The 24,267-nt window shown below is 74.4% G+C and carries 23 protein-coding genes; 8 read left to right on the plus strand and 15 right to left on the minus strand.

Going from position 1 to position 24,267, the window contains the following annotated elements; translation table 11 throughout:
- Positions 1 to 42: 42 nt before the first annotated feature.
- Complete coding sequence (locus tag CUT44_RS04730) at positions 43 to 1,116, minus strand: GNAT family N-acetyltransferase (RefSeq protein ID WP_100200871.1); 1,074 nt, start codon at positions 1,114 to 1,116, stop codon at positions 43 to 45.
- 716 nt (positions 1,117 to 1,832) lie between these two features.
- Between CUT44_RS04730 and CUT44_RS04735 the strand changes: the two genes are divergently transcribed.
- Both CUT44_RS04735 and CUT44_RS04740 read left to right on the plus strand, forming a co-directional pair.
- Positions 1,833 to 3,227: a globin domain-containing protein gene (locus CUT44_RS04735; protein ID WP_233221232.1), complete on the plus strand. Its 1,395-nt coding sequence runs from the start codon at positions 1,833 to 1,835 to the stop codon at positions 3,225 to 3,227.
- A 43-nt stretch (positions 3,228 to 3,270) separates the two neighbouring features.
- Positions 3,271 to 4,374 (plus strand): pyridoxamine 5'-phosphate oxidase family protein, encoded by a 1,104-nt coding sequence (locus CUT44_RS04740; protein WP_233221233.1) that lies wholly within the window; start codon positions 3,271 to 3,273, stop codon positions 4,372 to 4,374.
- Positions 4,375 to 4,413: 39 nt separating this feature from the next.
- Here CUT44_RS04740 and CUT44_RS04745 read toward each other — a convergent pair whose 3' ends face one another.
- The 6 genes from CUT44_RS04745 to CUT44_RS04770 all read right to left on the minus strand — a co-directional run bounded on the left by CUT44_RS04745 (position 4,414) and on the right by CUT44_RS04770 (position 9,438).
- On the minus strand, positions 4,414 to 4,923 hold the full coding sequence (locus tag CUT44_RS04745) for an NUDIX domain-containing protein (protein WP_100200909.1): 510 nt from the start codon (positions 4,921 to 4,923) through the stop codon (positions 4,414 to 4,416).
- Positions 4,924 to 4,985: 62 nt separating this feature from the next.
- Positions 4,986 to 5,894 (minus strand): LysR family transcriptional regulator, encoded by a 909-nt coding sequence (locus tag CUT44_RS04750; RefSeq protein WP_100200873.1) that lies wholly within the window; start codon positions 5,892 to 5,894, stop codon positions 4,986 to 4,988.
- Between the two features lie 396 nt (positions 5,895 to 6,290).
- On the minus strand, positions 6,291 to 7,430 hold the full coding sequence (locus tag CUT44_RS04755; protein ID WP_100200874.1) for a cystathionine gamma-lyase: 1,140 nt from the start codon (positions 7,428 to 7,430) through the stop codon (positions 6,291 to 6,293).
- Positions 7,431 to 7,482: 52 nt separating this feature from the next.
- Positions 7,483 to 8,400: a fructosamine kinase family protein gene (locus tag CUT44_RS04760; RefSeq protein WP_100200875.1), complete on the minus strand. Its 918-nt coding sequence runs from the start codon at positions 8,398 to 8,400 to the stop codon at positions 7,483 to 7,485.
- The gene (locus CUT44_RS04765) at positions 8,397 to 8,984 is read right to left on the minus strand and encodes a low molecular weight protein-tyrosine-phosphatase (RefSeq protein ID WP_100200876.1); all 588 of its coding nucleotides are present in this window, start codon (positions 8,982 to 8,984) and stop codon (positions 8,397 to 8,399) included. Before CUT44_RS04765 ends, CUT44_RS04760 begins: the two co-directional genes overlap by 4 nt.
- A 76-nt stretch (positions 8,985 to 9,060) precedes the next feature.
- Positions 9,061 to 9,438 (minus strand): phage holin family protein, encoded by a 378-nt coding sequence (locus CUT44_RS04770; protein WP_100200877.1) that lies wholly within the window; start codon positions 9,436 to 9,438, stop codon positions 9,061 to 9,063.
- Between the two features lie 57 nt (positions 9,439 to 9,495).
- Here CUT44_RS04770 and CUT44_RS04775 point away from each other — a divergent pair, with 57 nt between their 5' ends.
- Both CUT44_RS04775 and CUT44_RS04780 read left to right on the plus strand, forming a co-directional pair.
- Positions 9,496 to 9,813, plus strand: a complete 318-nt coding sequence (locus tag CUT44_RS04775; protein WP_100200878.1) for a cupin domain-containing protein — start codon at positions 9,496 to 9,498, stop codon at positions 9,811 to 9,813.
- A 179-nt stretch (positions 9,814 to 9,992) separates the two neighbouring features.
- Positions 9,993 to 10,196, plus strand: coding sequence for a DUF5326 family protein (locus CUT44_RS04780; RefSeq protein WP_100200879.1), 204 nt, complete (start codon positions 9,993 to 9,995; stop codon positions 10,194 to 10,196).
- Between the two features lie 36 nt (positions 10,197 to 10,232).
- Here the strand turns inward: CUT44_RS04780 and CUT44_RS04785 are convergent, their stop codons facing one another.
- A complete protein-coding gene (locus CUT44_RS04785) occupies positions 10,233 to 11,759 on the minus strand; it encodes a YibE/F family protein (RefSeq protein WP_233221234.1) in 1,527 nt (508 codons plus the stop codon).
- Positions 11,760 to 11,963: 204 nt separating this feature from the next.
- Between CUT44_RS04785 and thiC the strand changes: the two genes are divergently transcribed.
- Positions 11,964 to 13,757 carry a phosphomethylpyrimidine synthase ThiC gene (thiC, locus tag CUT44_RS04790; RefSeq protein ID WP_100200881.1) on the plus strand — a complete coding sequence of 598 codons (1,794 nt, stop codon included), beginning with the start codon at positions 11,964 to 11,966 and terminating at the stop codon, positions 13,755 to 13,757.
- 66 nt (positions 13,758 to 13,823) lie between these two features.
- Here thiC and CUT44_RS04795 read toward each other — a convergent pair whose 3' ends face one another.
- On the minus strand, positions 13,824 to 14,345 hold the full coding sequence (locus CUT44_RS04795; RefSeq protein ID WP_199185610.1) for a TetR/AcrR family transcriptional regulator: 522 nt from the start codon (positions 14,343 to 14,345) through the stop codon (positions 13,824 to 13,826).
- Positions 14,346 to 14,516: 171 nt separating this feature from the next.
- On the opposite strand from CUT44_RS04795, the gene CUT44_RS04800 reads away from it, so the two are divergent.
- The 3 genes from CUT44_RS04800 to CUT44_RS04810 all read left to right on the plus strand — a co-directional run bounded on the left by CUT44_RS04800 (position 14,517) and on the right by CUT44_RS04810 (position 16,720).
- Complete coding sequence (locus tag CUT44_RS04800; protein ID WP_100200883.1) at positions 14,517 to 15,260, plus strand: hypothetical protein; 744 nt, start codon at positions 14,517 to 14,519, stop codon at positions 15,258 to 15,260.
- Positions 15,261 to 15,406: 146 nt separating this feature from the next.
- Entirely contained in the window at positions 15,407 to 16,096 is a 690-nt protein-coding gene (locus CUT44_RS04805; protein WP_100200884.1) for a RibD family protein, read from the plus strand.
- Positions 16,097 to 16,159: 63 nt separating this feature from the next.
- Positions 16,160 to 16,720 (plus strand): cytidine/deoxycytidylate deaminase family protein, encoded by a 561-nt coding sequence (locus CUT44_RS04810; protein WP_100200885.1) that lies wholly within the window; start codon positions 16,160 to 16,162, stop codon positions 16,718 to 16,720.
- 60 nt (positions 16,721 to 16,780) lie between these two features.
- Here the strand turns inward: CUT44_RS04810 and CUT44_RS04815 are convergent, their stop codons facing one another.
- The 6 genes from CUT44_RS04815 to CUT44_RS04840 all read right to left on the minus strand — a co-directional run bounded on the left by CUT44_RS04815 (position 16,781) and on the right by CUT44_RS04840 (position 23,750).
- The gene (locus CUT44_RS04815; RefSeq protein ID WP_100200886.1) at positions 16,781 to 17,362 is read right to left on the minus strand and encodes a mycothiol-dependent nitroreductase Rv2466c family protein; all 582 of its coding nucleotides are present in this window, start codon (positions 17,360 to 17,362) and stop codon (positions 16,781 to 16,783) included.
- 119 nt (positions 17,363 to 17,481) lie between these two features.
- The gene (locus CUT44_RS04820) at positions 17,482 to 18,870 is read right to left on the minus strand and encodes a glycosyltransferase (RefSeq protein ID WP_100200887.1); all 1,389 of its coding nucleotides are present in this window, start codon (positions 18,868 to 18,870) and stop codon (positions 17,482 to 17,484) included.
- Positions 18,867 to 20,234 (minus strand): MFS transporter, encoded by a 1,368-nt coding sequence (locus CUT44_RS04825; protein WP_100200888.1) that lies wholly within the window; start codon positions 20,232 to 20,234, stop codon positions 18,867 to 18,869. The genes CUT44_RS04820 and CUT44_RS04825 overlap by 4 nt, the downstream gene beginning before the upstream one ends.
- Positions 20,231 to 21,598, minus strand: coding sequence for a glycosyltransferase (locus CUT44_RS04830; protein WP_100200889.1), 1,368 nt, complete (start codon positions 21,596 to 21,598; stop codon positions 20,231 to 20,233). Before CUT44_RS04830 ends, CUT44_RS04825 begins: the two co-directional genes overlap by 4 nt.
- Before the next feature lie 47 nt (positions 21,599 to 21,645).
- Complete coding sequence (locus CUT44_RS04835; protein WP_158239570.1) at positions 21,646 to 23,031, minus strand: FAD-binding oxidoreductase; 1,386 nt, start codon at positions 23,029 to 23,031, stop codon at positions 21,646 to 21,648.
- The gene (locus tag CUT44_RS04840; RefSeq protein WP_233221235.1) at positions 23,028 to 23,750 is read right to left on the minus strand and encodes a GTP cyclohydrolase II; all 723 of its coding nucleotides are present in this window, start codon (positions 23,748 to 23,750) and stop codon (positions 23,028 to 23,030) included. Before CUT44_RS04840 ends, CUT44_RS04835 begins: the two co-directional genes overlap by 4 nt.
- Positions 23,751 to 24,267 lie beyond the last annotated feature (517 nt).

A 24,267-nucleotide genomic window follows, 5' to 3' on the forward strand; every position in this document is an offset into this window, starting at 1 on the left:
GAGTGCGGAGCGCGGAGTGCGGAGAGTGCCGCCGGGACGGTGTCAGCCCAGTGATCCCAGGTACGGCGCGAAGCGGCGGCCGGGGTCGCCGGGGAGTCCGGGCGTGCCGTGGACCATCAGGGTGTGGGTGGCGCGCTCGGTCAGGCCGTGAGCGCGCAGCCAGGCCCGTAGTCCGGGGTGCCGGGCGTCGGTGTCGAGGCGGACGGGGCCGTCGGCGCGGGTGGCCAGTTCGGTGATCAGGGCCCGGGCGGTGGGCTCGTCCTCGGCGATCACGGGGCCGATGACGGCGGTGTCCCCGCCCGGCCAGAGGGCGGCGTAACCGGTGAGTCCCGTGTTCGGGGTGCCGGGGGCGGCGACGGCGAAGTGGTCGGCGAGGGAGGGCAGCCGGACGATGAGATGGGCGCGGTCGGCGCCGAAGACCGGCGCGTCCAGGGCGAGTACGGCGGGCAGGTCGGCGGCGGTGGCGTCGCGTACGCGCAGGTACGCCCGGGGACCGGCGCGGTGATCGGCGGTGCGGTCGGCGGCGCGGGCGCCGGTGAACTCGCCGGTGAGCCGGACGACGGTGCCGACGGTGGTGAAGCCGAGCTTCTCGTAGAGCGGTCTGCCGCTGTCGTTGGCGGTCAGGAAGACCGTGGCGTCACCGGCCTCGGCCAGCGCGTGCCGCACCAGCAGGCGGCCCAGGCCCCGGCGGGCGTGGCGGCCGGCGACGAGCACCATGACGACGGAGGCGCTGGGGCGGTCCCGCGGGGCGTGCGGGGGCGGTCCGTAGGGGACGAGGACGCAGACGCCGATCAGACCCCGGCCCTCTCCGGGGCCGTGGTCCCCGGGCCCGGAGAGGGCCGGGGTCTCCTGGGCTCCGGGGGACTCCGGGGACTCCGCGGCCCCCGGAGCCTTGGGGGGAGAGACCTCGTCCGCCGGGGCGTCGATGCCGTAGCCCTGCCCGGCGGTGAGCAGCAGCCGCCACTTGCGCTCCCGGCGTGCCCAGCCGCGGTCGGCGGCCAGGTCGAGGCAGGCGGGCAGATCGTCGAGAGTGAGACGGCGGACGACCGGACCGGGGGAGAAGCGGGAAGAAGGTGAGGGGGACGAGGGGGGTGAGGGTGGTGAGGAGGAGGTCACGGACGGTCAGCTTGGCCGATCGAGTGGCGGGACGGCCAGGGGTTTACCTTTTTGCATCCGTACGTTCCCCCGTCCCGGGAGTGCCGTGCGCGTCCGGCACCCCCGGGACGGCGGGGTTCCGGCGTTTTCGGCCGATGACCCCGGTATGCCGGAGGTGCGCCGGGAGCGCGCCACCGGATATCGCCGGGGAGTGCGCCGCCGGTCAGCCCGCCCGGATTCCGGATCGGCGGACGGGAAGCGAGCGGCGAAGCGGTGGTAAGCGACGGTAAGCGGTGGAAAAAGAGAGGCGCCCGTAATGGGAAAGTGCGGACAGACCGTTCACACCGGATTTCCCGCGGAGTGGTGGAGAAGTGAAGATCGCGCGAAGGAGATGTGACCGAATCGGGGTGTCCGGCCTGTCCGGAAGCCACCGGGAAGTCAGGTGTGGTACGCCGATCCCCTTGGCCACCCGCCTGTTGGGAGCGGGTGGCCGGGAGGGCCGGTGGTGCGTGGAGGAGGATCTTCCGGGTGTGGCCGCCGGGCTGTCCGCGGTGATCGGCGGAGTCGCGGAATTCGCCGGGAACGCTGACGGTGCTTGTATATCGGCGGTGCGCCGGTATGGTCGGGACCGCAGTGCGACCACAATCCGCGACAGCTGACTCGGGGTCTCGAATACGAGTGATTCCGCCTTTGTAAGCGACCGGACCGATCGGAAGATGTTCGAGGCGAGACATACCATGGCCACCACGTCGGCGGACAACGGAATCCCTCAGAGTGCGGCAGGCGGGCCCCCCGCCGCCGGCCGCGGCGGTGACGGAGACGGCGGCGGGGAGTGGGGCTGGTTCGCCCCGGCGGGCGGTGAGCGAACGGCGGAACAGTCGGCCCGGCCCGGCCCGGACGTCGGGAGTGCCGGGAGTGCCGGGAGCGCCGAGAGCGCCGAGAGCGCCGAGCCGGCGTACCCCGCGAATCCCGGCTACGGCAGGTTCGAGCCGTCCCGCGACGCGGAGCTGATACGCCGCACCCTGGAGGAGATAGAACCGATCTCCCAGGCCGTCACCTCGTACTTCTACGCGCTGCTCTTCCTCCAGCACCCCGGGCTGCGCGAGCTCTTCCCGGCTTCCATGGACAGCCAGCGCGACCGGCTGTTCAAGGCGCTGCTCACCGCCGCCAAGCTGGTCGACGAGCGGCGCGTCCTGGTGGAGTTCCTCTCCCACCTGGGCCGCGGCCACCGCAAGTACGGCACCCGGCCCGAGCACTACCCGGCGGTCGGCGAGTGCCTGATCGCCGCGCTCACCCGTTACGCCACCCGCACCTGGAGCGCGGAGACCGAGGCGGCCTGGGTGCGTGCCTACACCGCCATCTCCCAGATCATGATCGACGCGGCGGCCGAGGACGAGCGGCGCGCCCCGGCCTGGTGGCGGGCCGAGGTGGTCGCGCACGAGCTGCGCACCCCGGACATCGCCGTCCTCACCCTGCGTCCCGACCAGCCCTACCCCTTCCGGGCCGGGCAGTACACCAGCATCGAGACGCCCTGGTGGCCGAAGGTGTGGCGGCACTACTCACTGGCCTGCGCCCCGCGCCCGGACGGTCTGCTGGTCCTCCACGTCAAGGTGGTGCCCGCGGGCTGGGTCTCCACCGCGCTCGTCCACCGGGCCCGTCCCGGCGACGTGCTGCGGCTGGGCGCCGCGGCCGGGTCGATGGCGGTGGACCACTCCTCGGACGCCGGGCTGCTGTGCCTGGGCGGCGGGACCGGCATCGCGCCGGTCAAGGCGCTGGTCGAGGAGGTCGCCAGAGGGGGCCGGGCCCGTTCGGTGGAGGTCTTCTACGGTGCCCGCGCCGGCCGCGACCTGTACGACCTGGAGGCCATGCGGGAACTGGACCGGCGGTACCCGTGGCTGACGGTCCGCCCGGTGGCCGCCGAAGGGCCGCCGGACGGGGGCGGGCTCACCGGTCGGCTGCCGGACGTGGTCCGGGAGCACGGGCCGTGGCAGGGGTACGACGGCTATCTGTCCGGTCCGCCCGGGATGGTCCGCAGCGGGGTGGAGGCGCTGGTGGCGGCCGGAGTCCCGGCCCACCGCATACGGCACGATTCCCTCGACGCCCTCGGTGCGGCGGGGGCGTCGAGGGACTGAGCGCGGTGGCGGAGACGACGGCGGCGGAACAGTGGAACAGGACGTGAACCACCATGGGGAGCGGGGCATGGACGCGGCGGGGCGAATCGATTCGGCCGGCCCGGGCGGTGCGGCCGATGCGGCCGAGGCGACCATGATGATCAGACTGCCCCGGCAGCCGGACGGCACGGACGACATGAACGGCATGAGCGGCATGAACGGCACGGACGGCGCGAACGGCATGAGCGGAACGAGCGGCCCCGACGCGGCGGCGGAGCACCGGCGGGCGGCCCCGGCGGTGCCGGTACGGCCGGGCAGCGACGGCGAGCACGCGGTGCAGCGGCGGCTGGGCACGGCCGAGCGCGCGGACCGCTTCTACGACGAGCAGCTGCTGGACCACCTCAACGAGCGGATGCGGGAGTTCGTCGCCCAGCAGGAGATGTTCTTCCTGGCCACGGCCGACCGGCACGGCGAGTGCGACAACACCTTCCGGGCCGGTCCGCCCGGCTTCCTGCACGTGGTGGACGAGCGGACCCTGGTCTACCCCGAGTACCGGGGCAACGGGGTGCACGCCAGCCTGGGCAACATCCAGGAGAACCCGCATCTGGGCATCCTGCTGGTCGACTTCCTCCGCGCCCGGATCGGCCTGCACATCAACGGCCGTGCCGAGATCGTCGAGGACGCCGAGATCCGCCGGGTCCTTCCCGGGCTGCCGGCGGACCCGGTGCCCGGGCGGCGGGCACAGGTGTGGGTGCGGGTGACGGTCGAGGAGGCGTACATCCACTGCGCCAAGCACATCCCGCATCTGCAGAAGGCACCCAAGGGCACGCCGCGCGACTGGGGCACGGACGACCAGCGGCGCAAGGGCGGCGACTTCTTCGGGGCGGCGCGTGCGGCGCGCGACCGCGGGCCCGTCGAGCGCCCGCCGCGCGAGCACGCCCCGGAGCCGGTACGGCCGGTGCGGGTGGACGCGGCACCCCCGGCGCCTCCGACGCCCCCGGCACCTGCGATCCCGGCGCCGGCCCGGGAACCGGTTCCCGAACCGGTGCCGTCCATCGACGATCCGGCCGCCTGGCGCGCCCATGCCGAACAGCTGCTGGCCCGGGCCCGCAGCCGCCGCATGGGGCAGCAGGGGGAGAGGACGCCCTTCACCGGCTGGTTCGGCTGAGCGCCCCGCCCCGGCCCCGGGCTCCCCGGGCCGCCGTCCCTACCCCAGGTCGGGTGCCAGCAGGGCCCGTACGCCCTCGATGTTGACGTCCAGGTAGGCGCGGAGCGAGGGCGGCACCACCCCCACCGAGGCGATGCCCGCGCGGGTGAAGGGAACGCGGACGACCTCGTACTCGCCGCGCGGCTCGTCCACCTCCGGGCCGTGGCGGCGCGCGAGGTCCATCGAGGCCAGCCGGCAGACGAAGAAGTGCTGGACCTTCACGCCCGGCGCGCCGTGCGGATCGGCGGCGTCGGGATCCTCGGCCGGGTCGTAGGGGACGGTGTCCACGAAGGCCGGGACCACGTCGGTCACCTTCGCCCCGAGCTCCTCGTCCATCTCCCGGTGGAGGGCGTCGACGACGGTCGCGTCCCCCGGTTCGACACCGCCGCCCGGGGTGATCCAGTACGGCTCGCGGCCGGGCTTGGTGCGCTTGATCAGAATCAGCCGGTCGTCATCGAAGAGGATGGCCCGTGCGGTGCGCTTGACCACGGGGCGCGCGTCGGCGGTCATGGGGAAGATCTGGCCCGGCACCGGGAGCGCGAAACCTCACCGTGCGTCTCCCGCCCGGCGGTTCACCAGCCGGTGGCCGCCCGCAGCAGCCACTCGTGCGCCCGTGCGAGGTGCGGCCGCGTCAGCGTTCCGGCCCGTACGGCGAGGAAGTAGGTGCGCAGCGGCGGCACCGGGGGGTCCAGCAGGGCGGTGAGCTGCCCGCTCTCCAGCGCGTCCTGGCACAGCCGGCGCGGCAGCACGGCCAGTCCGGCGCCCGCGACGACGCACTCCAGCACCGCCCGCGGGTCGGGGACGACGACGGTGCCGGAGCGCGGCGCGGGGCTCTCGCCGAAGACGGTGGTCCAGTAGTGGGTCAGCAGCGGCAGGCTCTCGTGGACGCACAGCGCGGGCACGCCCTCCAGCGCGGCCGCTCCCCTGGCCCGCACCACGGCCGGGCCGCCGGTGCGGGCGGCCCAGCGCGGGGCGGCCACCAGCACGTCCTCCTCGTCGCACAGCGGGGTGGCGGTCAGCGGGGACGGCGGGGAGCCGCGCGGCCGGGAGGCGACGACGGCCAGGTCGTGGAGGCCGGCGGCCAGGGCGCGCAGGCTCTCCTCGTCGTCGCCGAAGGAGGCGCGGACGGTCAGGCCCCGGCGGACCAGCGGGACGAGGGCGGGCATGACCCGCCGGGAGACGAACTCCGGCGGCCCGGTGAGATGGAGGGCGCGGCCCGCCGCGGAGCCGTCCGGACCGTCACGGGTGATCTCCTGGAGGGCGTCCAGATGCGGGGCGACCCGGTGGGCCAGTTCGTCACCGAAGCCGGTGGGGGTGACGCCGCGGGCGCCGCGCAGGAACAGCGGGCGGCCCACCTGCTGTTCGAGGGCGCGGATCTGCCCGGTGACGGCGGGCTGGGAGAGACCGAGCAGCGCGGCGGCACCGGTGAGCGAGCCGGCCCGGTGCACGGCGAGGAACGTGCGCAGCAGGGACAGGTCCATGTGGTCCTCCGTCTCCTCCTGTCCGTCTCTTCAGCCGTTTCCCCGCCCGTCCCCCGACCCCGACCCCGATCTCGTCCCCGGCCTTCGTGGCCCGTACGCCCGCCGCCGCCCCGCTGCCGTGTGACGCGGCGGGCACGGGCCGTGAGGGAACGATAAGCAGCCCGATGGAAGGGTGTCGATATGGTGATTGGACAATGACACTCGGTCAACTAACCTTGACTGTGAGCTGTCCACGCGCGTCACACGGACGGCATGCCGCCGCGCGGGAGGGCTTGAGGCAGGAGGGGGGAGCTTCAAGCCTCCCGTGCGGATCGCCGCCCCGGGGCCTCTCCCGGTTCTCGCCCGGCTCCAACGCCCGGCTCCAACGGCCGGGCCCTCGCCCGGCCCCCGCAGCCCTCACCCCGTGGCCCGCTCCAGGGCCGCCCGGACGTCGGCGACGAGGTCCGCCGCGTCCTCCACCCCCACCGACAGCCGCACGAAGCCCTCCGGCACCGCGTCCCCGCCCCACCGGCCGCGCCGCTCCGCCGTGGAGCGCACCCCGCCGAAGCTCGTCGCCTCGCCCACCAGCCGCAGCGCGGCCAGGAAACGCTCGGCGAACCCCTTGTCCGGCAGGGTGAAGGAGACCACGCACCCGAAGCGCCGCATCTGCCGCGCCGCCGCCTCGTGCGCCGGGTCGTCCGGCAGCCCCGGGTGCCGCACGTCGCTCACCCCGGGGTGTTCGCGCAGCGCCTCGGCGACGGCCAGCGCGTTCGCCGCCTGCCGGGCGGTGCGCAGCTCCAGGGTGGCCAGCGAGCGGTGCGCCAGCCAGGACTCCATCGGCCCCGGGATCGCCCCGACGGTCTTGCGCCACAGCCGCACCGGCTCCGCCAGCTCCTCGTCCCGGCAGACCACATAGCCCAGCAGCACGTCGCCGTGGCCGGTGAGCGCCTTGGTGCCGCTGGCCACCGCGTAGTCGGCGCCCAGCGCCAGGGGGCGCTGGCCCAGCGGGGTGGCCAGGGTGTTGTCCACGGCGACCAGCGCGCCCCGCTCATGGGCGGCGTCGGCCAGCCGCCGGATGTCGCACACGTCCAGGCCCGGGTTGGAGGGTGTCTCCAGCCACAGCAGCGCCGCGCCGTCCAGCACGCCGAGCTGCGCGTCGCCCGCGGTGGGGGCGGTACGGACCTCCACCCCCCAGCCGCGCAGCCGCTCGCCGACCGAGGCCAGCAGGTTGTAGCCGTCCGAGGGCAGCACCACCGCGTCGCCCGGCCCGACCCGGGACAGCAGCACCGCGGAGATCGCGGCCATGCCGGAGGCGAAGACGGTGGCGGTCGCCGCCGGATCACCGGGCGCCTCCAGCTCGGCGACGGCCCGCTCCAGGGCGGTCCAGGTGGGGTTGGCGTCGCGGCCGTAGGCGTAGGGCGCCCCGGCCACGTCGCCGGGCAGGTGGTAGTGCGCGGTCAGGGCCGGGCCCGGCAGCGGGGGCGCGTACGGCTCCTCCGCGGGCAGCCCGGCCCGCACCACCCGGGTCCCGTCACCGTCTCGCAGGTCGTCCGCCATGTGCCGCTCCCGTTCTCGCAGGTGACCGGCCTACGAGCGTACGCGGGCCCGGTCAGACCGCCGACGCCGCCCGGGCCGCCGCGCCGCACCGGGCGCCGTAGCCGGAACCGAACAGCACGGCGTGCACCAGCAGCGGCAGGAGCTGGTGCAGGGGGACGCGGGAACGGCGGCCGGGAACGGGCCGCACCTCCTCGTACGCGGCCAGCAGCCGCTCCAGGTGCGGGCAGCCGAACAGCTCCAGCATGGCCAGGTCGGCCTCCGGGTGCCCGCCCTGCACGGCCGGGTCGATCAGGTGGGCGCGGCCGCCGGCCGACCACAGGACGTTGCCGGACCACAGGTCGCCGTGGATCACGGCGGGGGGTTGCGGCGGTCCGATGAGCTCCGCCGCGTCCGTACCGCCGCCGGCCAGCCGCTCGCACAGCCGCGCCACCGCGCGGGCGTCGTCCCCGCCGATGTCGCCGCCGTCCACGGCCCGCCGCAGCAGGGGCAGCAGCCGCCACTCGGCGTGGAAGGCGGGCCAGTCCGCGGCCCGGACCGGCGGTTCCGCGGGGTTGGGCAGCGGCAGGGAGCCGAGGTGGGCCGGGCGGCCGGGGTCGGGATTGCCCCAGGCGGGGGCCCGTACCGAGTGCAGGGCGGCCAGCTCGCGGCCGAGGTGCTCGGCCCGCTCCGGGCTCGCCGGGCCCGGCTCGATCCACTCCAGCACCAGGACGTCCGGCTCGGCGGCCAGCACCCGGGGCACGGCCACCGTCCCGGTGCCGGCCAGCAGTTCCAGACCGGCGGCCTCGGCGGCGAAGAAGCCCTCGGGCGCGGGCCGGAGGGTCTTGGCGAAGACGGTGCGGCCGTCCGCCGGTCCGATCCGGTACGCGGCGCAGATGTCGCCGCCGCCCACCGGCCGTACGGGGCCGGCCGCCGTCCCGGTCAGGGTGGCCACCCGGGCGGCCACCCGGTTCTCCGGTGCCGCCCCGGTCACCGGTGCGCCGTCCGCTCGCCGCCGCCGCCCGGGGAGTCCGCGGACTCCCCGGCCGCCAGGGCCGTCCGCACTTCGGCCAGCAGCCCCGGCACGGCCTCCTCCACCAGGGCCAGGCACTCCTCGAAGCCCTCCGGGCCGCCGTAGTACGGGTCGGGCACGTCCAGGTCGCAGCCGCCGTCGCCGCCGTCCCCGCTGCCGCCGCCGGGGGCGTACGAGCGCAGCAGCCGGATCTTCGCCCGGTCCCCGGCGGTGGGGGCCATCGCCCGCAGCTCCCGCAGATGCCCCTCGTCCAGGGCGACCACCAGATCCAGCCGCGCGAACCAGTCGTGCCGGAACTGCCGCGCGGTGTGCTCCAGCGGATAGCCGGCCGCGGTGAGCACGGCGAGGGTGCGGGAGTCGGCGTCGTCACCGGCGTGCCAGCCGCCGGTCCCCGCGCTGCTCACCTCCACCAGCTCCGCCGGCCCCTCCTCCGCGAGACGGGCGCGGAGGACGGCCTCGGCCATGGGGGAACGGCAGATGTTGCCGGTGCAGACGAAACAGACGCGGTAGGGCGTACGGGCGGTGCCGGACGGGTCGTTGCTCATGTGTCCCATCTTCGGCGACGGGCCGGTCCGCCGTCTCCCGCCGTCTCCCGCCGTTCTCCGGCGCCCGCCCCGTGCGTCAGTCCCCCTCGGGCAGTGCCATGTTCACCGCCCACGACACGATGGCGATGATCAGGCCGCCGAGCACCGCCGTCCAGAAGCCCTCCACGTGGAAGGCCAGGTCGAACTTGTCGGCCAGCCAGGAGGTCAGCATCAGCATCAGCGCGTTGATCACCAGGGTGAACAGGCCGAGCGTGAGGATCAGCACCGGAAAGGAGAGCAGTGTCGCGATCGGCTTGACCACGAGGTTCACCAGACCGAAGATCAGCGCGACGAGAATCAGCGTGAGAGTCTTGTCGCCGGTGTCGTCCCCGGTGAGAGTGATGTCGTCCAGCAGCCAGACGGCGGCGGCCAGGGCCACGGCATTGGCGATCGTCTTGACGAGAAAGGTCACCATGGCCGTGATCGTCCCAGAAACGGGCGCGGCCGCCTACCGGTGAGGGGATGAGGGCGTGTGAAGGCGTTCCGGCTGGAGGAACTGGAGGCGGAGCGGGCCGCCAACGAGGGTGCCTATCTGCAGTTCCTGCGCGAGCGGCACATGTCGGTGGGCCTGTACGCCCTGGACCGGGGCCAGCTCGACCCGCAGCAGCCGCACCGCCAGGACGAGGTGTACTTCGTCGCCAGCGGCCGGGCACTGATCACCGTCGGGGACGAGACCACCCAGGTGGCGCGGGGCAGCGTGGTCTACGTGCCGGCCGGGGTGCCGCACCGGTTCCACCACATCTCCGAGGATCTGCGAGTCCTGGTGGTCTTCGCTCCCCCGGAGGGCTGAGGGCCGGGCTCGGGGTTCCGTAGGGGGCCGTTCAGGGAAGGACCGGGGCCGGACGGCCTCCCGCCGCGGGGCGGGCGCGCCTAGCATCATGAGTGCGGTAGGAATCCCGGTACGGGGTTCCGGCAGTGGGAAGCGAGCCCCGGCGCGCCGCGCCGGGCAGAAGGAGACGGGTGAGCGGGATGGACGTCAAGGGAATCTTCGCGGCACTGCCCTGGTGGGTGAAGTGGGTCGCGATCCCGGTCATCGCGCTCCTCGTCTTCGGCGGCCTGATCATGAACGTGGTGGGCTTCCTGGTCGGGCTGCTGTTCAAGCTGCTGCTCTTCGCCGCGCTGGTCGGCGGTCTGGTGTACGTGGTGCGGAAGTTCACCTCGTCGGGCACCTGAGCACCCGGGCATCCCGGGCCCCCGCGGGTCCGCCGCTCAGCGCGGCGCCCGCCGCCGTCCCCGTCCCCGGCCCGGCATCCGGCCCGGGGGCTTCGGGCCCGGAGCCTGCTCCGGAGCCTGTTCCGGCACCTCCCGGCCCGGCACCCGACCCGGTTCCGGGGCCCGCCCGGCCGGGGCTCCCGGGCCCGCCCGGTCCGCGACCGCCACCAGCGCCGCGAGCGCCGTCGTCACCGGCACCGAGGCGACCAGCCCGATCGAGCCGATCAGCGTCCGCACGATCTCCTGGGCCACCAGTTCGCTGGTGGCCACCTGGCCGACCCCGCTCTCCGCTATCGAGAACAGCAGCAGCAGCGGCAGCGCGGCACCGGCGTACGCCAGCACCAGGGTGTTGACCACCGACGCGATGTGGTCGCGCCCGATGCGCATGGCCGCGCCGTAGAGCCGCCGCCAGCCCGCCGCCGGATCGGCCTGCCGCAGCTCCCACACCGCCGAGGTCTGGGTCACCGTCACGTCGTCCAGGACGCCCAGCGAACCGATCAGCACCCCGGCCAGCAGCAGGCCCTGGATCTCGATGTCCGGGTAGAGGCCGTGCACCAGGCCGGTCTGGTCGTCGGTGTTGCCCGTCAGATGCGCCCAGCCGATGAACGCCGAGCCCAGCACCCCGATCAGCAGCAGCGACACCAGGGTGCCCAGCACGGCCACGGAGGTGCGGGCGTTGACGCCGTGGCACAGGTAGAGCGTCGCCAGCATGATCGCGCTGCCGCCGACCACCGCCACCAGCAGCGGATTGGAGCCCTGGAGGATCGCGGGCAGGATGAACAGCGTCAGCACCCCGAAGCTGACCGCCAGTCCGACCAGGGCCAGCACCCCGCGCAGCCGTCCGACGACCACCACCGCCAGCGCGAAGAGCGCGGCCAGCACCACCATGGGGACGCCGCGCTGCACGTCCACCACGCTGTACTGCAGCTCGCGCGGGGCCTGCGGCGCGTACGCGGCCACCACCTCCTGACCGGTGCCCAGCCGGCGGGTGGCGTCCGGAGTGACGATCTCGGTGAAGGTGTGGCCGGCGTCCTTGCCCTCGGTGATCTCGACGGTCGCCCGCAGACAGGCCCCGCCGTCCGCTCCGCTCCCGCTCTCCGCGCCGGGCTCCCCGGGTCCTCCGCCGCCCGCCCCCTCCTCCCCGCCGGGCGGCCGCACGGCGGCGTTCACGTCCTCGCAGCTCACCTCCTCCACCGCGGTGACGCGGGCGCCGAACGTCTGCCGGTCGAAGCCGACGCCGCTCTCCCCCTTCTCCCCCTCGGGAGCACCGCCGGGCCACAGCGCCACCAGCCCGGCGAGCACCGCCACGGCGAACGGCACCAGCACCGCCGCGATGACCCGCCGCAGCCGTGCCGAGACGGGCGCGACGGGACCGTGGCCGTGCGCGTGGCTGTGGCCGTGCGCGTTGCCGTGCCCGTGCGCACGGCCGGGATCGGGACCGGCGGGCGGGGCCGCGGGGGGCGGCGGTACGTGCGGCGGTTCGTGCGGCGGACGGGGGACCGGCGGCCGGGAAGTGGGTTCCACCCTCCGATCATCCCAGGCCCGCCACGCCGGGCGCTCTGGCGCGCGGAAGCGGTCAGGCACTAGCGTGGGGGCGCTTTTGCACATCGCGGGAGCTCCGAGCACGGGGCTGAGAGGGCGCTGACCTTCCGTGACCGATCACGGAAGCACGCTGCGTCGACCGCCGAACCTGTTACCGGGTAATGCCGGCGTAGGGAGTTGGGTCTCATGACCACGCAGGATGCACGCACGCCCGAAACCACCGGGACCGCCGCAGACACCACCGGCCGGCGCGAGATCGGCTGGCACAAGGGTTATCTGAGCGGTTCGCGCCCCGACATCCGGGTGCCCGTCCGCCGGGTGCACCTCACCAACGGCCGCGACGTGACGCTGTACGACACGTCCGGCCCGTACACCGATCCGAACGTCGACACCGACGTCCGCCGCGGTCTGCCACCGCTGCGCGCGGACTGGATCACCGCCAGGGGCGACACCGAGGAGTACGCGGGCCGCGCGGTGCGGCCCGAGGACGACGGCCTCAAGCCCGCCGCGGGGGGGCTGCGCAACCTGGACGCCGTCTTCCCCGGCGGCGCGCGCGCCCCGCGCCGCGGCCGGGGCGGCACCACGTCCGTCACCCAGCTCGCGTACGCCCGGCGCGGCGAGATCACGCCCGAGATGGAGTACGTGGCCGTCCGCGAGGGCCGGGCACCGGAGTTCGTCCGCGACGAGATCGCCGCGGGCCGCGCCGTGCTCCCGGCGAACGTCAACCACCCGGAGTCCGAGCCGATGATCATCGGCAAGAACTTCCTGGTGAAGGTCAACGCCAACATCGGCAACTCCGCCGTCACCTCCTCCATCGAGGAGGAGGTGGAGAAGATGACCTGGGCGACCCGCTGGGGCGCCGACACGGTGATGGACCTCTCCACCGGCCGCAACATCCACACCACCCGCGAGTGGGTGCTGCGCAACTCCCCCGTGCCCATCGGCACCGTCCCCCTCTACCAGGCGCTGGAGAAGGTCGACGGCCGGGCCGAGGAGCTGAGCTGGGAGATCTACAAGGACACCGTCATCGAGCAGTGCGAGCAGGGCGTGGACTACATGACCGTCCACGCCGGCGTCCTGCTGCGCTACGTCCCGCTGACCGCGCGCCGCAAGACGGGCATCGTCTCGCGCGGCGGTTCGATCATGGCGGCCTGGTGCCTGGCCCACCACAAGGAGAGCTTCCTCTACACCCACTTCGAGGAGCTCTGCGAGATCCTGCGCGCCTACGACGTCACCTTCTCCCTCGGTGACGGTCTGCGGCCCGGCTCGATCGCGGACGCCAACGACGAGGCGCAGTTCGCCGAACTGCGCACGCTGGGCGAGCTGAACCGGATCGCCAAGGCGCACGACGTGCAGACGATGATCGAGGGCCCGGGCCATGTCCCGATGCACAAGATCAAGGAGAACATCGACCTCCAGCAGGAGATCTGCGAGGAGGCGCCGTTCTACACGCTGGGCCCGCTCACCACCGACGTCGCCCCGGGGTACGACCACATCACCTCCGGCATCGGCGCCGCGATGATCGCCTGGTGGGGCACGGCGATGCTCTGCTACGTCACGCCGAAGGAGCACCTGGGCCTGCCGAACCGGGACGACGTCAAGACCGGCGTCATCACGTACAAGATCGCCGCCCACGCCGCCGACCTGGCCAAGGGTCATCCCGGGGTCCAGGAGTGGGACGACGCCCTGTCCGACGCCCGTTTCGAGTTCCGCTGGGAGGACCAGTTCAACCTGGCCCTCGACCCGGACACGGCCCGCGCCTTCCACGACGAGACGCTTCCGGCCGAACCGGCGAAGACGGCGCACTTCTGCTCGATGTGCGGCCCGAAATTCTGTTCGATGAAGATCTCCCAGGACATCCGCCGGGAGCACGGCGGCGGGCTGTCGGCCGGGTCCCTGGACCCGGAGGAGGGCATGCGCCGCAAGTCCGAGGAGTTCGCGGCGGCGGGCAATCGCGTCTACCTCCCGATCGCCGACTGATCCCACCGTCCCGTCCCGGTGCCCCCGCCCCGCCGCCCGGCGGAGCGGGGGCACCGCCGTCTCCCGTCAGTCCGGGGCGTCCCCGGCGAGGTACCGCTGCAGGACCGGGCCGATCCACTCGACGACCTCCCGGCGGCTCATGGCGGCCAGGGGCGGGAAGGCCAGCACGTACCGGCACAGGGCCATGCCGAGTACCTGGGCGGCGGCCAGTCCGGCCCGGGCGGGCGCGGTGGAGGGGTCGCCGGACAGCCGGGCCACGACCGGGACGAGCTGGTCGGTGAAGACCGCCCGCATGCGCTCGGCGGCGCCCTGGTTGGTGGCCCCGGCCCGCAGCAGGACGGCGAGCGCCTCGTCGTCCTCCCAGCGGTCCAGGAAGTGGGCGGCCAGTGTGGTCCCGGCCTGCTCGCGGGGGACGCCGGACAGGTCGGGGAGCTTCAGGTCGAACTCGGCCGCGGCCGCGAACAGCTTCTCCTTGGAGCCGAAGTACCGCATGACCATGGACGGGTCGATGGCGGCGTCGGCCGCGACGGCCCGGATCGTGGTCCGGTCGTATCCGTCGGCGGCGAACCGCTCCCGGGCGGCGGTCATGATGGCCGACTTCGTCTCCTGTGAGGATCTCCGCACGTCGACGAGTGTAGGCCAACGAGCGTTGACCTACCGGACGCGGCGGACTACCGTTATGCCAACAAACGTTGGCCAACGCGCGTTGGCTCCGCTCTGGCACCAACGCACCGACCCGGCACAGGAAGGCGGACGACCGTGGAACTCGTCAACGACCACCTCGCCGTCGAGGCCCGTCTGGTGCCTCCCGGTGACAGCGGATACCTCCTGCTGGCCGCCGAGGTCGGCAGGTGGTGCGGTCCCCTCCCGCTGCCCAGCCGCACCCGGCGGAGCCTGCTCGGTCGGCTCACCGCCGCGGCAGGCCGGCTTGCCGCCCGGGACGGCGTCGAGGAGGTGACCGTGTTCCGCGCCGTCCTGCGCCCGCCGGGGGAGGGCACGGGGCTGCTCCGCCGGCGCGGCGTCCGGCCCGCCCGCTACGACGTCGCCGTCCTGGTCCGCACCGCCGGCCCCGGCGCCGCCGCCGCACTGCGGGAGGAGACCGGCGACGGGGAGCTCGGCGCGGCCCTGGCCGCCGCGGCCCGCCGCGTCCACCGGGTCGCCGCCCGGGTGGCGGCCCGTATCGACGACGTCGACCACCGGCCCGACCACCGCTTCCTGTTCAACTACTTCCATGCCGAGGACACCGGCGCCCTGCTGCGGGTCTGGAGGTACACCGCGGGCTGGTTCCAGGCCGCGACCGGGCTGTCCGACTCCGTCCTCCTGCGGCCCCTCGACGGGGAGCCCGCCGACTACGGCGTGATCAACCACGCGAGCTGGCCCGCCCTCCGCTCCTTCCTGCCGGCCCTCGTCCTGCGCCCCGGCTTCCGCCGTTTCGTGCTGGCCAACTTCAGGGCGAACGGGGTGGCCGCCCAGCCCGTCGTCTACCGCCGCCTGCCGGGATGAGCGGGGTGACCGGAGTGGCTCAGGCGACTCAGGTGACCGAGGTGACTCAGGTGGCCGGTAACGATCTTCTGGACGGAGCGCCGGGCCGGTAGCGTGGTGGCCGTGAGCGGGCCGACACGGGGGTGCCCGCGCCAGGGGAGGCCGAGTTGACCGCGCGTCCGTACGTTCTGCTGACCTGGGCCATGTCGCTGGACGGCTATCTGGACGACGCCAGTGACGAGCGGCTGATCCTGTCCAGTCCGCAGGACGCCGAACGGGTCGACGCCGAGCGGGCCACCGTGGACGCGATCCTCGTCGGCGCCACCACCGTCCGGCGGGACAACCCGCGGCTGATGGTGCGCTCCCCCGAGGCGCGGGCCGCGCGGGTGGCCCGGGGGCTGCCCCCGACGCCCGCCAAGGTGACGATCAGCGCCGGCGGGGACCTGGACCCCTCGGTGCCGTTCTTCACCACCGGGGAGACGGAGAAGTTCGTCTACACCGCCGACGCGGCCCTGGACAAGGCGCGCGAGCGGCTGTCCGGGGTGGCGCGGGTGTGCGGGGCCGGCGATCCGGTGGCGCTGCCCGCGGTCCTGGCCGATCTGCACGCCCGGGGCGTACGGCGGCTGATGGTCGAGGGCGGCGGCAGCGTCCACACCCAGTTCCTGGAGCAGGGGCTGGCGGACGAGGCGCAGGTGTGCGTCGCGCCGTTCCTCGTCGGGGACGGCGCCGCGCCGCGCTTCGTGGGGGACGGGGTCTTCCCGTTCGGTCCGGGGCGGCGGATGCGGCTGGCGGAGGTCTCGCGGTACGGCGACTGCGCGTACCTGCGGTACGCCCTCACCGACCGGTTCCGGGAGTAGCCGCGCGGCGGGAACGGCCGGCGGGTACCCGGGCGGCGGAGACATCGAAAGAGGACGGCGGAGATGGCGGAAACGGGAACGGGACGAGCGGACGGGGCGGACGGAACGGACCGGGGCGGGGCGTCCCGTGCCGACGACACGAGGTGGCTGCGCCGGGCGATCGAGCTCTCGCGCCGCTGTCCCGAGGTGCCGTCCGCGTACAGCGTCGGCGCCGTCGTCGTGTCGGCGGACGGCCGGGTGCTGGCCGAGGGGTACTCGCGGGACGTGGACGACACGGTCCACGCGGAGGAGTCGGCCCTCGCCCGGCTGGCCGCGGCGAACGGCGCCCCCGGTGGTGTTCCGGGTGGTGTCCCCGGTGGCGGCACGGCGCGGGAGCTGCGGGACGCCACCGTCTACTCCAGTCTGGAGCCGTGCTCCAGCCGCCGGTCACGGCCGCGCAGCTGCACCGAGCTGATCCTGGACGCGGGGATCGGCCGGGTGGTGTTCGCCTACCGGGAGCCGCCGCTGCTGGCCCGGTGCGAGGGGGCGGCACTGCTGTCCTCGGCCGGGGTCGAGGTGGTGGAACTGCCGGAGCTGGCCGGTGAGGTGGCCGAGGTCAACGCCCACATCCTGCGGACGGAGTGAGCCGTGCCCGGGCCGGTCCGCCGACGGCGGACCGGCCCGGGCACGGCAGCGCGGCGGGCGTCAGGCCCTGGCCCGCTTGAGCTCGCTGAAGGCGGTGACGCCGGCCAGCGCCGCCACCCCGTCGTAGAGGCGCGCCGCTTCCTCCCCGGTGGGGACGGAACCGATGATCGGCCCGAAGAAGCCGGGGTGGTCGCCGAAGGCGACCACCGGAGTGCCCGACTCCTGGCCGACGCGGGCCTGCCCCTCCTCGTGGGAGGCCCGTACGGCCTGGTCGCGGCTCTCGTCGTCGGCCGCGGCGGCCAGTTCGGCGGGCAGCCCGGCGGCGGCCAGCGCCTCGGTGATGGTCTTCTCGTCGTACTGGCCGCCCTCGTCGTGGCGGCGGGTGCCCAGCTCGGTGTAGAGGTCGCCGACCGCCCGGCTGCCGCCGTGCTCCTGCGCGGCGGCCAGGACGCGCAGCGCCCGGGCCCCCTGCCGGTGGCTCTCGCGGAACTGCTCGGGGACCTCCCGGCCCTCGTTGAGGACGGCGAGGCTCATCAGCCGCCAGGTCACCTGCTCGCCGCGGGACTCCGCCTGGGACCGCAGCCAGCGCGAGGTGCGCCAGGTGAAGGGGCAGGCGGGGTCGAACCACATCGTCACACTCATGCCGGGCCTCTCTCGTTCCTTTGTTCTCTCGGGGATCTCGCTGGTCTCACAGGTCTCACTGGGCTCACAGGCCGTAACGGACCTGCCGGTCCCGTCTGTTCCGGGGTGCTCACCGTCTCCTACCGGAAACCCGCCCGGACGGGGGAACCCGCCCCGGCCGAGGCGCCCGTGAAGGCGGCCACCTGCCGTTCGACCCCGGTGCGGGACAGATGGTGCTCCTCCACCGAGGCGCGTGCGGCCGCGCTCCAGCGGGCGCGCCCGGGGCCGTCGGTCAGCGAGCGCAGCACCGTGTCGGCCCAGGGCCCGGCGTCCCCGGCGGAACCTCCGGGGCGGCCCTCGGTGAAGGGGGCGAGGAGGCCGTTGGCCTCGTGCCGGATCTGCCCGCGGATGCCGTCGACGTCCGCGCCGACGACCACCGCGCCCTGCCACATCGCCTCGGCGACGGTGAGGCCGAAGCTCTCCCGGCTGCTGTTCTGCACCACGGTGCGGGCCCTGCGCCGCAGCAGGTTGAGGGCGATGTCCTCGCCGGTGCGCCGCACCGGGCCGAAGCGCCAGATGTGCACCCGCTCGCGCACCGGGGTGGGGAGTTCCGCGCGGGCGTCCATCAGGCCCTGCCACACCCGGCGGTTCGCCGGGTAGTTCTCCCGGTCGTCGATGTGGGGGCCGACGAGGACGAGTTCCACGTCCGCGTCCCGGTGGGCGAGGCTCTCGAAGGCCCGGACCACCCCCAGTTGCCCCTTGAGGGGGTCCCAGCGGGACACCTGGAGGACGAAGGGGGAGTCGGGCGCCCGCAGCCCGCCGGTGCCGAAGTCGCGCACCTCGACGACGGCGTCGTCCTCACCGGTGAGCTCTGCCACGGACACCCCGCGGGCCGCGTGCAGGTACGGCCAGACCGCGGCGCGCACCTCCTCGGACAGCTCGCGGTTCTTCCACGACCCCGGGTCGATGCCCGGCGGTACGACGGTGACGCGCGGGTCGTCCTCCCAGCCCGACCAGACCAGGTCGCGGTGCGAGAACACCAGGTGGTCCACGGCGTCGAGCTGCGGGCGGAGGAAGTCGACCGCGGCGCGGTCGATCGTCTCCAGGTGCTCGGAGCCGACATGGCAGCGCCAGACGATCACCGGGGCCGCGGATCCGGGGGCGCTCCGGACGGTGTCCCGGATGGCGGTCGCCAGGTTGAGCATCATCGCGTCGTGCAGGACGACCACGTCGGCCTCCCGGGCGGCGGCCGCGGCCCGCTCGGCGTTGGCGGCCAGGAACCGCTCGACGCCCTGGCGCACCGTCGCCGCCGGGAAGTCGCCCACCGGCACCCCGTACAGGGCGTTGTGCAGGACGAAGGCGGCGTCGTGCGCCTCGTCCAGGTCGTTCGCCGCGATCCAGCGGGCCCGCCAGCCCAGCTCCGCCAGATAGGGCAGTTCGCTGCGGATGACCTCGCTGACGCCGCCGAGCTTGGTGGTGGGACTGATGTGGAGGATGCGCGGTCCGCCCGGGGCGGGGTCCCGGTTCATGTGTCGCCTTTCTGTGCCTCGGAGTGCAGGACGTGTGCCGGGAACCGTCTCTCGCAGGCCAGGAAGCCCAGCCCGCCCAGGCCGACGAGCGTGCCCAGCACCAGCCACAGCCCCAGGCTGTGCCACTGCAGGAGCGCGCCGGCGATGGCGGGGCCGCCGACGTTGGAGATGGTCCACGAGGTCTGGAAGACCGATGAGTACCTGCCGCGCAGGGGTACCGGCGCGGCCTCGATCGACAGGGACTGCGCGGGCGGCCCGGCGGACATCTCGCCGAGGGAGAACAGCACGATGCCGGCCAGCGCCAGCACCACCGCGGCCGCCCGGGGCACCGCGTCGGCGCCCGCGAAGACGGCGAACGCCAGCAGGAAGGCGCAGGCCCCGGCGAGCACCGCCCGGGTGCGGCGCAGGGTGCCCAGGGAGCGGGTGACCGTGGTCTGCAGCAGCACGATCATGGCGGTGTTCAGCGCGAAGGACACCGAGGGCAGCCACGGCGGCAGGCCGAGGGTGTCGACGAAGTACACCGGCAGGACGACGCTGGGCAGCAGCCAGGCGAAGGTCAGGGCGGTGTGCGCGGCGGTCATCGCGACGTACGGGCGGTCCCGCAGCACGGTGCGCCACCCGCCGTCCGCGCCGTCCGCGCCGTCCTTGCGGCCGGTGCCGGTGCCGTCCGCGCCGCCGGTGTGCTCCGTGCCGCCGGGGCCGACGGGTCCGGCCGCGGCGGCGTCCGTGCCCCCGTCCTTACCACTGCCCGCCGCACCGTCCCGCGGGTTCATCCGCAGCCGGAAGAACACCGCGGCCGACAGGAAGGAGGCGAGGACGGCGGCGATCAGGAACATCCGCATCGTGCCGGTGTCGCCGACCGCCAGGATGACGGCCGCGGCCCCCGCGCCGATGCCGAGCGCGGCGCTCTTGAAGGCGTTGACGACCGCGAACCAGCGGTCCAGGGTCTCCCCCTCGGCGACCTGCTCGGAGACGAACACCGGCCAGCCGACCCAGTACAGCCGCTGGGACAGCGAGATGAGGGAGACCGCCAGGACCAGTTGCGGCCAGCCGTGGATGTCGACCAGCCCCAGATAGCCCAGCCCGCACAGGAGGTTGGCCAGCACGATGGTGCGCTGGGCGCCCCAGCGGTCGGCCGCGCTGCCCGCCAGCGGGTTCAGGGCCAGGGCGACGACGCCGCCCCCGGTGAGGATGAGGCCGATCTGCCCGACCGGCAGCTCGGTGCTGAGCTTGAGGTAGAGGAAGGTGAGCGGGTAGAAGGCCCCGGCGGCGATCGTGTCGACGAGCAGGACCGCGAGCATGATCTTCCGCTGCGGGGTGGCGGCCAGCGAGGTCCGCCGGACCGGCGGTGCGGTTTTCGTCACGGCCGCCCGCCGTCCGCCGCCGCTGCCGCTGCCGCCGCCCCGGTGGCGTCCCCGGCGTCCCCGGGGTTCTCGCCGAAGGCCACCCGCACCGTGCCGCCGAGCCGCCCGGCCTCCGCCAGCAGGTCGCCGGACCAGCGCTCCCACAGTCCGCGCAGCCGGGAGGTCAGCACGACCAGGTCGGCGGAGCCGGACTCCAGCACGGTGCGCAGACCGACCGCGTGCACGGTGGCGGCGCCGTCCGCGGCGGGTACGTCCGCCAGCAGCCGCTCGTCGAAGTCGACCAGCGTGTACGAGGGCCCGCCGGGCAGCCCGCCGTGGGCGCCGCCCGCGCCCAGGACCACCACCCGGGCGGGCCGCCGGCCGTCCGGCAGCGGCCTCGCCACCAGCGCGGCCACCTCCTCGCGCACGTCGGTGCCGCGCGCCTTCTCCGTCCACTCCAGCAGCCGCCGGTACTCGTACTCCAGCGGCGGGTCGTAGTGGTTGCGCGAGTACATCGCGCCGTAGAGCTCCATGACCGGCTCGGGGTGCCGCTCCCACAGCCGCCAGGCGTTGGCGCAGTTGCTGGCGCGGTTGGCGTCCAGGTCGCGCTCGTGAGGGCTCTCCACCGCCCAGGCCCGCCGGGACAGGGCGATCGGCATGCCGTGCCGGTGCACGCGGTAGCCGAACTCCAGGTCCTCGCCGCCCCAGGAGCGGTAGTCCTCGTCGAAGCCGCCGACCGCGTGGAAGGCCTCGGTCGGCAGGGACATGTTCAGCGCCCACACCGCCATCCACGGGGCGGCGAGCCGGCCGAGGTCGAGGTCCTCGCCGAAGCCGGCCAGCTCCCGGGCGCGCAGGTCCTGGAAGCCCGGCTCGTGGCCGTGGGCGCGGACCACCTCCTCGGGTTCGGCGGCGGCCAGCGCCTCGGCGAGCCCGGGGAACGGCTGGTACGGGTTGTAGCCGTAGGTGTAGCCCAGCACGAGCCGGTCACCCCGGCTGCCCCGGCCGCCGGCCGGCCCGTCCTCCCCGCCCTGCTCCTCCCCCTGGTGCTCGGCCAGGTGCTCGGCGAGGAAGTCCGGGCCGATCAGCACCCCGGTGTCCAGGAAGACCAGCAGCGGGGCCGTGGCCATCCGGGCGCCGCCGTTGCGGGCGGCGGCGGCCCGGAAGCCCAGGTCCTCCTGGAAGTGGTAGCCGATCCGCAGCCGCCCGGAGAACGACCTGACCACCTCGGCGGTGTGGTCCGACGACCCGTCGTCGGCGACGACCACCTCGAACCGCTCCGGCGCGAGCCGCTGCCGGGTCAGTTCCGTCAGTTGCCGCCGCAGCAGATCCGCCCGGTTGTAGGTGGGTATCACCACGCAGACCTGCGGGTCGGACGAGTGTGTCATCGGATTCCTCCGTGTCGGACGGGTGGGGGCTGGGGACCGGCCGGGGATCAGGCCGGTACCGGGACCGGGGTGTCGGGCAGCACCGGTCCGAAGACCCCGTCGGGGTCCAGCCGCCGTCTGACGGCCTGGAGGGCCCGGTGCGTCTCCCCCGGTGCCCGGCCGGGACGGCCGCGTTCGGCCGGTTCGCTGGCGTAGTTGACGTAGTCGACGTGCTGGTCCCCGTCGAGCGACCAGGGACGGGCGGCCCGGACGATGCCGCGCGCCCACTCCCGGCCGGCGTCGTCCCGGGCGGGGTCGCGCCAGATGCCCATGGCCAGCACGGTGTAGGCGGCGTCGCGGAAGGCGATGGCGCCCGGTTCCTCCGGGGTGGCCACCGCCCCGCCGAGCGGGGTGACGATGACGATGTCCTCCGCACCCTCGGCACCTCCGCAGCCGCCCGCCGCGTAGCGCTCCACGAGTTCCCCGGCCAGCTCCTCGGGGAAGGCGGTGACGGAGCAGGTGCTCCAGTAGTGCCGCAGCCCGAAGTCGGTCTCGCCCAGCGACGCCTGCATGGACGGGTAGGAGCGGGGCGCGAACTCGCACGCGGTCGGCGGGGCGCAGGACATCACGCGCCGGACGCGGTCCACGACGGCCGGGTCGTCGCCCGTGTAGCAGACGTTGGCCACGACGGACCGGACGGGCGGGTCGCCCCACGGTTCGAGCAGGAGCAGGCAGGTGAGCTCCGGCGGGGCGCCGGCCATCAGCTCGGTGAAGGCGGCCGTGACCCGGGAGGCGTACCGCAGCGGGTAGACGAACCGGCCGCCGTGCACCCGGGACACGGGCGCGAGGCGGAAGGTGAACTCCTCGACGGCGCCGAGTCCGTGGCCCGCGCCGCGCAGCAGCCGGTTCAGCTCCGGATCGCGTTCGGCGTCGACCTCGCGCCGCTGTCCGTCGCCGGTGACCAGGCGGTAGGAGCGCACCAGGTCGCAGGTCAGGCCGAGGGAGCGGGACAGGTAGCCCAGTCCGCCGCCCAGGGTGAGTCCGGCCACCCCGGTGGAGCCCACGGTGCCGCCGGTGGTGGCCAGCCCGTACCGGGCGGTGGCCTCGTCGACGTCGTTCCAGGTGGCGCCGCCCTGGACGCGGGCCAGGCGCAGGCCCGGATCGACCGTCACCCGGCGCATCAGCCGCAGGTCGATCACCAGTCCGCCGTCGTTCGAGGCCGACCCCGCGACGTTGTGCCCGCCGCCCCGGACCGTGACGCGTAAGCCCGCGTCGCGGCCGGCGTCGACGGCGGCCGCGATCTCGCGGCCGTCCAGCGGCAGGAAGATCACCGCCGGCCGGCGGTCGTGCGCGCCGTTGAACAGGGACCGGAGCGTGTCGTAGCGGGGATGGCCGGGGGTGACGACCCGCTCGGGAGCCAGGGACTCCAGACGTTTCCGCAGTGCGGTGGTCACGACAGCGCTCCCTCCCCGACGGTTCCGACGGTTCCGACTGCTTCGACGACTCCGGCGGTCCCGGCGGCCTCGACGGCGATCCGGTGCCCGGCCTGGTCGACCTTCGCCCGAAGGTACCGGTCGTTGAAGGGATTGACGTGGCAACCGGTCGGCACGGCCTCCACCACCGTGATGCCGTGCTCGGTGAGCTGTCGCTGTTTGTCGGGGTTGTTCGACACCAGGGCGACCTCGGTGTGGCCCAGGGCCTGCAGGGCCGCCGCCGCGACCCAGTAGTCCCGCGCGTCGTCGGGCAGGTCGAGCATCCGGTTGGCCTCGAAGGTGTCGGCGCCGGTGTCCTGGAGGGCGTAGGCGTCCAGCTTGTTGTACAGGCCGATGCCCCGGCCCTCCTGGCGGAGGTAGAGGAGGATCCCGCCCTCGTCGGCGAATCTGGCCATCGCCTCCGCGAGCTGCGGGCCGCAGTCGCAGCGCAGCGAGCCGAAGACGTCGCCGGTGAGGCACTCGGAGTGCACGCGGACCAGCGGCACGGGGCCGGGGGTGCCGAACACCAGGGCCAGCGGCTCCTTGTCCACGGGCCAGCCGGCCGGCAGCCCGTGGAAGGAGACGACGGAGGGGGTGGTCTCGCGTCCGTCCCGGAGCCTGACGGGCACGCTCACCGAGGTCCGGACGCTCAGCCGCGGACGCTCCCGGCCGGTGTCCGGCATCAGCATCTCCTGGGTCATCTGTGTCTCCTCTGTTGTGTGGGGTTCCGCGCCCGCCGGGCACCCGGAGGTGCGGGCAGGCGGAGGCGGCGCCGGGCACGGGCATGTCCGGGCCGTCCCGTCCGCCGGGCATGACGGCGGAGCGCGGATACGGGTGGGAGGGGCAGGGGCGGCGCGGCCGGAGGCGGTGCGGGCACCGCCGGCTCCACGGTGCGGCCGGAGGGCCGGGAGCGGAGCAGGGGAAGTCCTGTCCGGAGCCGGCCCGCGGGCCGGCGAACGGGTGGGGCCCTGCGCTCAGCTCAGGATCCGTGCCGCGGCCGTCTGGCGGAGAGGGCACGGAACCGCCCGGAAGGCGGTCTTATCCGGAGCATGGCAAAAGCCGGGCCGCCGCGCAGGCGGCATGGTTCACAGAACCCGATTGAATTCATGGCAGTGCTTTCCCCCGTTTGCGTCCGGAGACGGTTGGTCAGCCGTCCCGGAAGAGCCGTCAGCCATGTGATGGTCGCCGTTTCCGCCATGCGGCGGGAACGCTCCCAAG

This window comes from Streptomyces carminius, assembly GCF_002794255.1.
GTDB classification, from domain to species: domain Bacteria; phylum Actinomycetota; class Actinomycetes; order Streptomycetales; family Streptomycetaceae; genus Streptomyces; species Streptomyces carminius.

Coding starts and splice junctions, on each gene's coding strand:
- CUT44_RS04750 (WP_100200873.1), bottom strand. CDS start 5,894: ATGGACCTGTCCCTGCTGCGCACGTTCCTCGCCGTGCACCGGGCCGGC.
- thiC (WP_100200881.1), top strand. CDS start 11,964: ATGACCACGCAGGATGCACGCACGCCCGAAACCACCGGGACCGCCGCA.
- CUT44_RS04840 (WP_233221235.1), bottom strand. CDS start 23,750: ATGACCCAGGAGATGCTGATGCCGGACACCGGCCGGGAGCGTCCGCGG.
- CUT44_RS04770 (WP_100200877.1), bottom strand. CDS start 9,438: ATGGTGACCTTTCTCGTCAAGACGATCGCCAATGCCGTGGCCCTGGCC.
- CUT44_RS04735 (WP_233221232.1), top strand. CDS start 1,833: ATGGCCACCACGTCGGCGGACAACGGAATCCCTCAGAGTGCGGCAGGC.
- CUT44_RS04795 (WP_199185610.1), bottom strand. CDS start 14,345: ATGACCGCCGCCCGGGAGCGGTTCGCCGCCGACGGATACGACCGGACC.
- CUT44_RS04815 (WP_100200886.1), bottom strand. CDS start 17,362: ATGAGTGTGACGATGTGGTTCGACCCCGCCTGCCCCTTCACCTGGCGC.
- CUT44_RS04745 (WP_100200909.1), bottom strand. CDS start 4,923: ATGACCGCCGACGCGCGCCCCGTGGTCAAGCGCACCGCACGGGCCATC.
- CUT44_RS04810 (WP_100200885.1), top strand. CDS start 16,160: ATGGCGGAAACGGGAACGGGACGAGCGGACGGGGCGGACGGAACGGAC.
- CUT44_RS04820 (WP_100200887.1), bottom strand. CDS start 18,870: ATGAACCGGGACCCCGCCCCGGGCGGACCGCGCATCCTCCACATCAGT.
- CUT44_RS04830 (WP_100200889.1), bottom strand. CDS start 21,598: ATGACACACTCGTCCGACCCGCAGGTCTGCGTGGTGATACCCACCTAC.
- CUT44_RS04755 (WP_100200874.1), bottom strand. CDS start 7,430: ATGGCGGACGACCTGCGAGACGGTGACGGGACCCGGGTGGTGCGGGCC.
- CUT44_RS04780 (WP_100200879.1), top strand. CDS start 9,993: ATGGACGTCAAGGGAATCTTCGCGGCACTGCCCTGGTGGGTGAAGTGG.
- CUT44_RS04765 (WP_100200876.1), bottom strand. CDS start 8,984: ATGAGCAACGACCCGTCCGGCACCGCCCGTACGCCCTACCGCGTCTGT.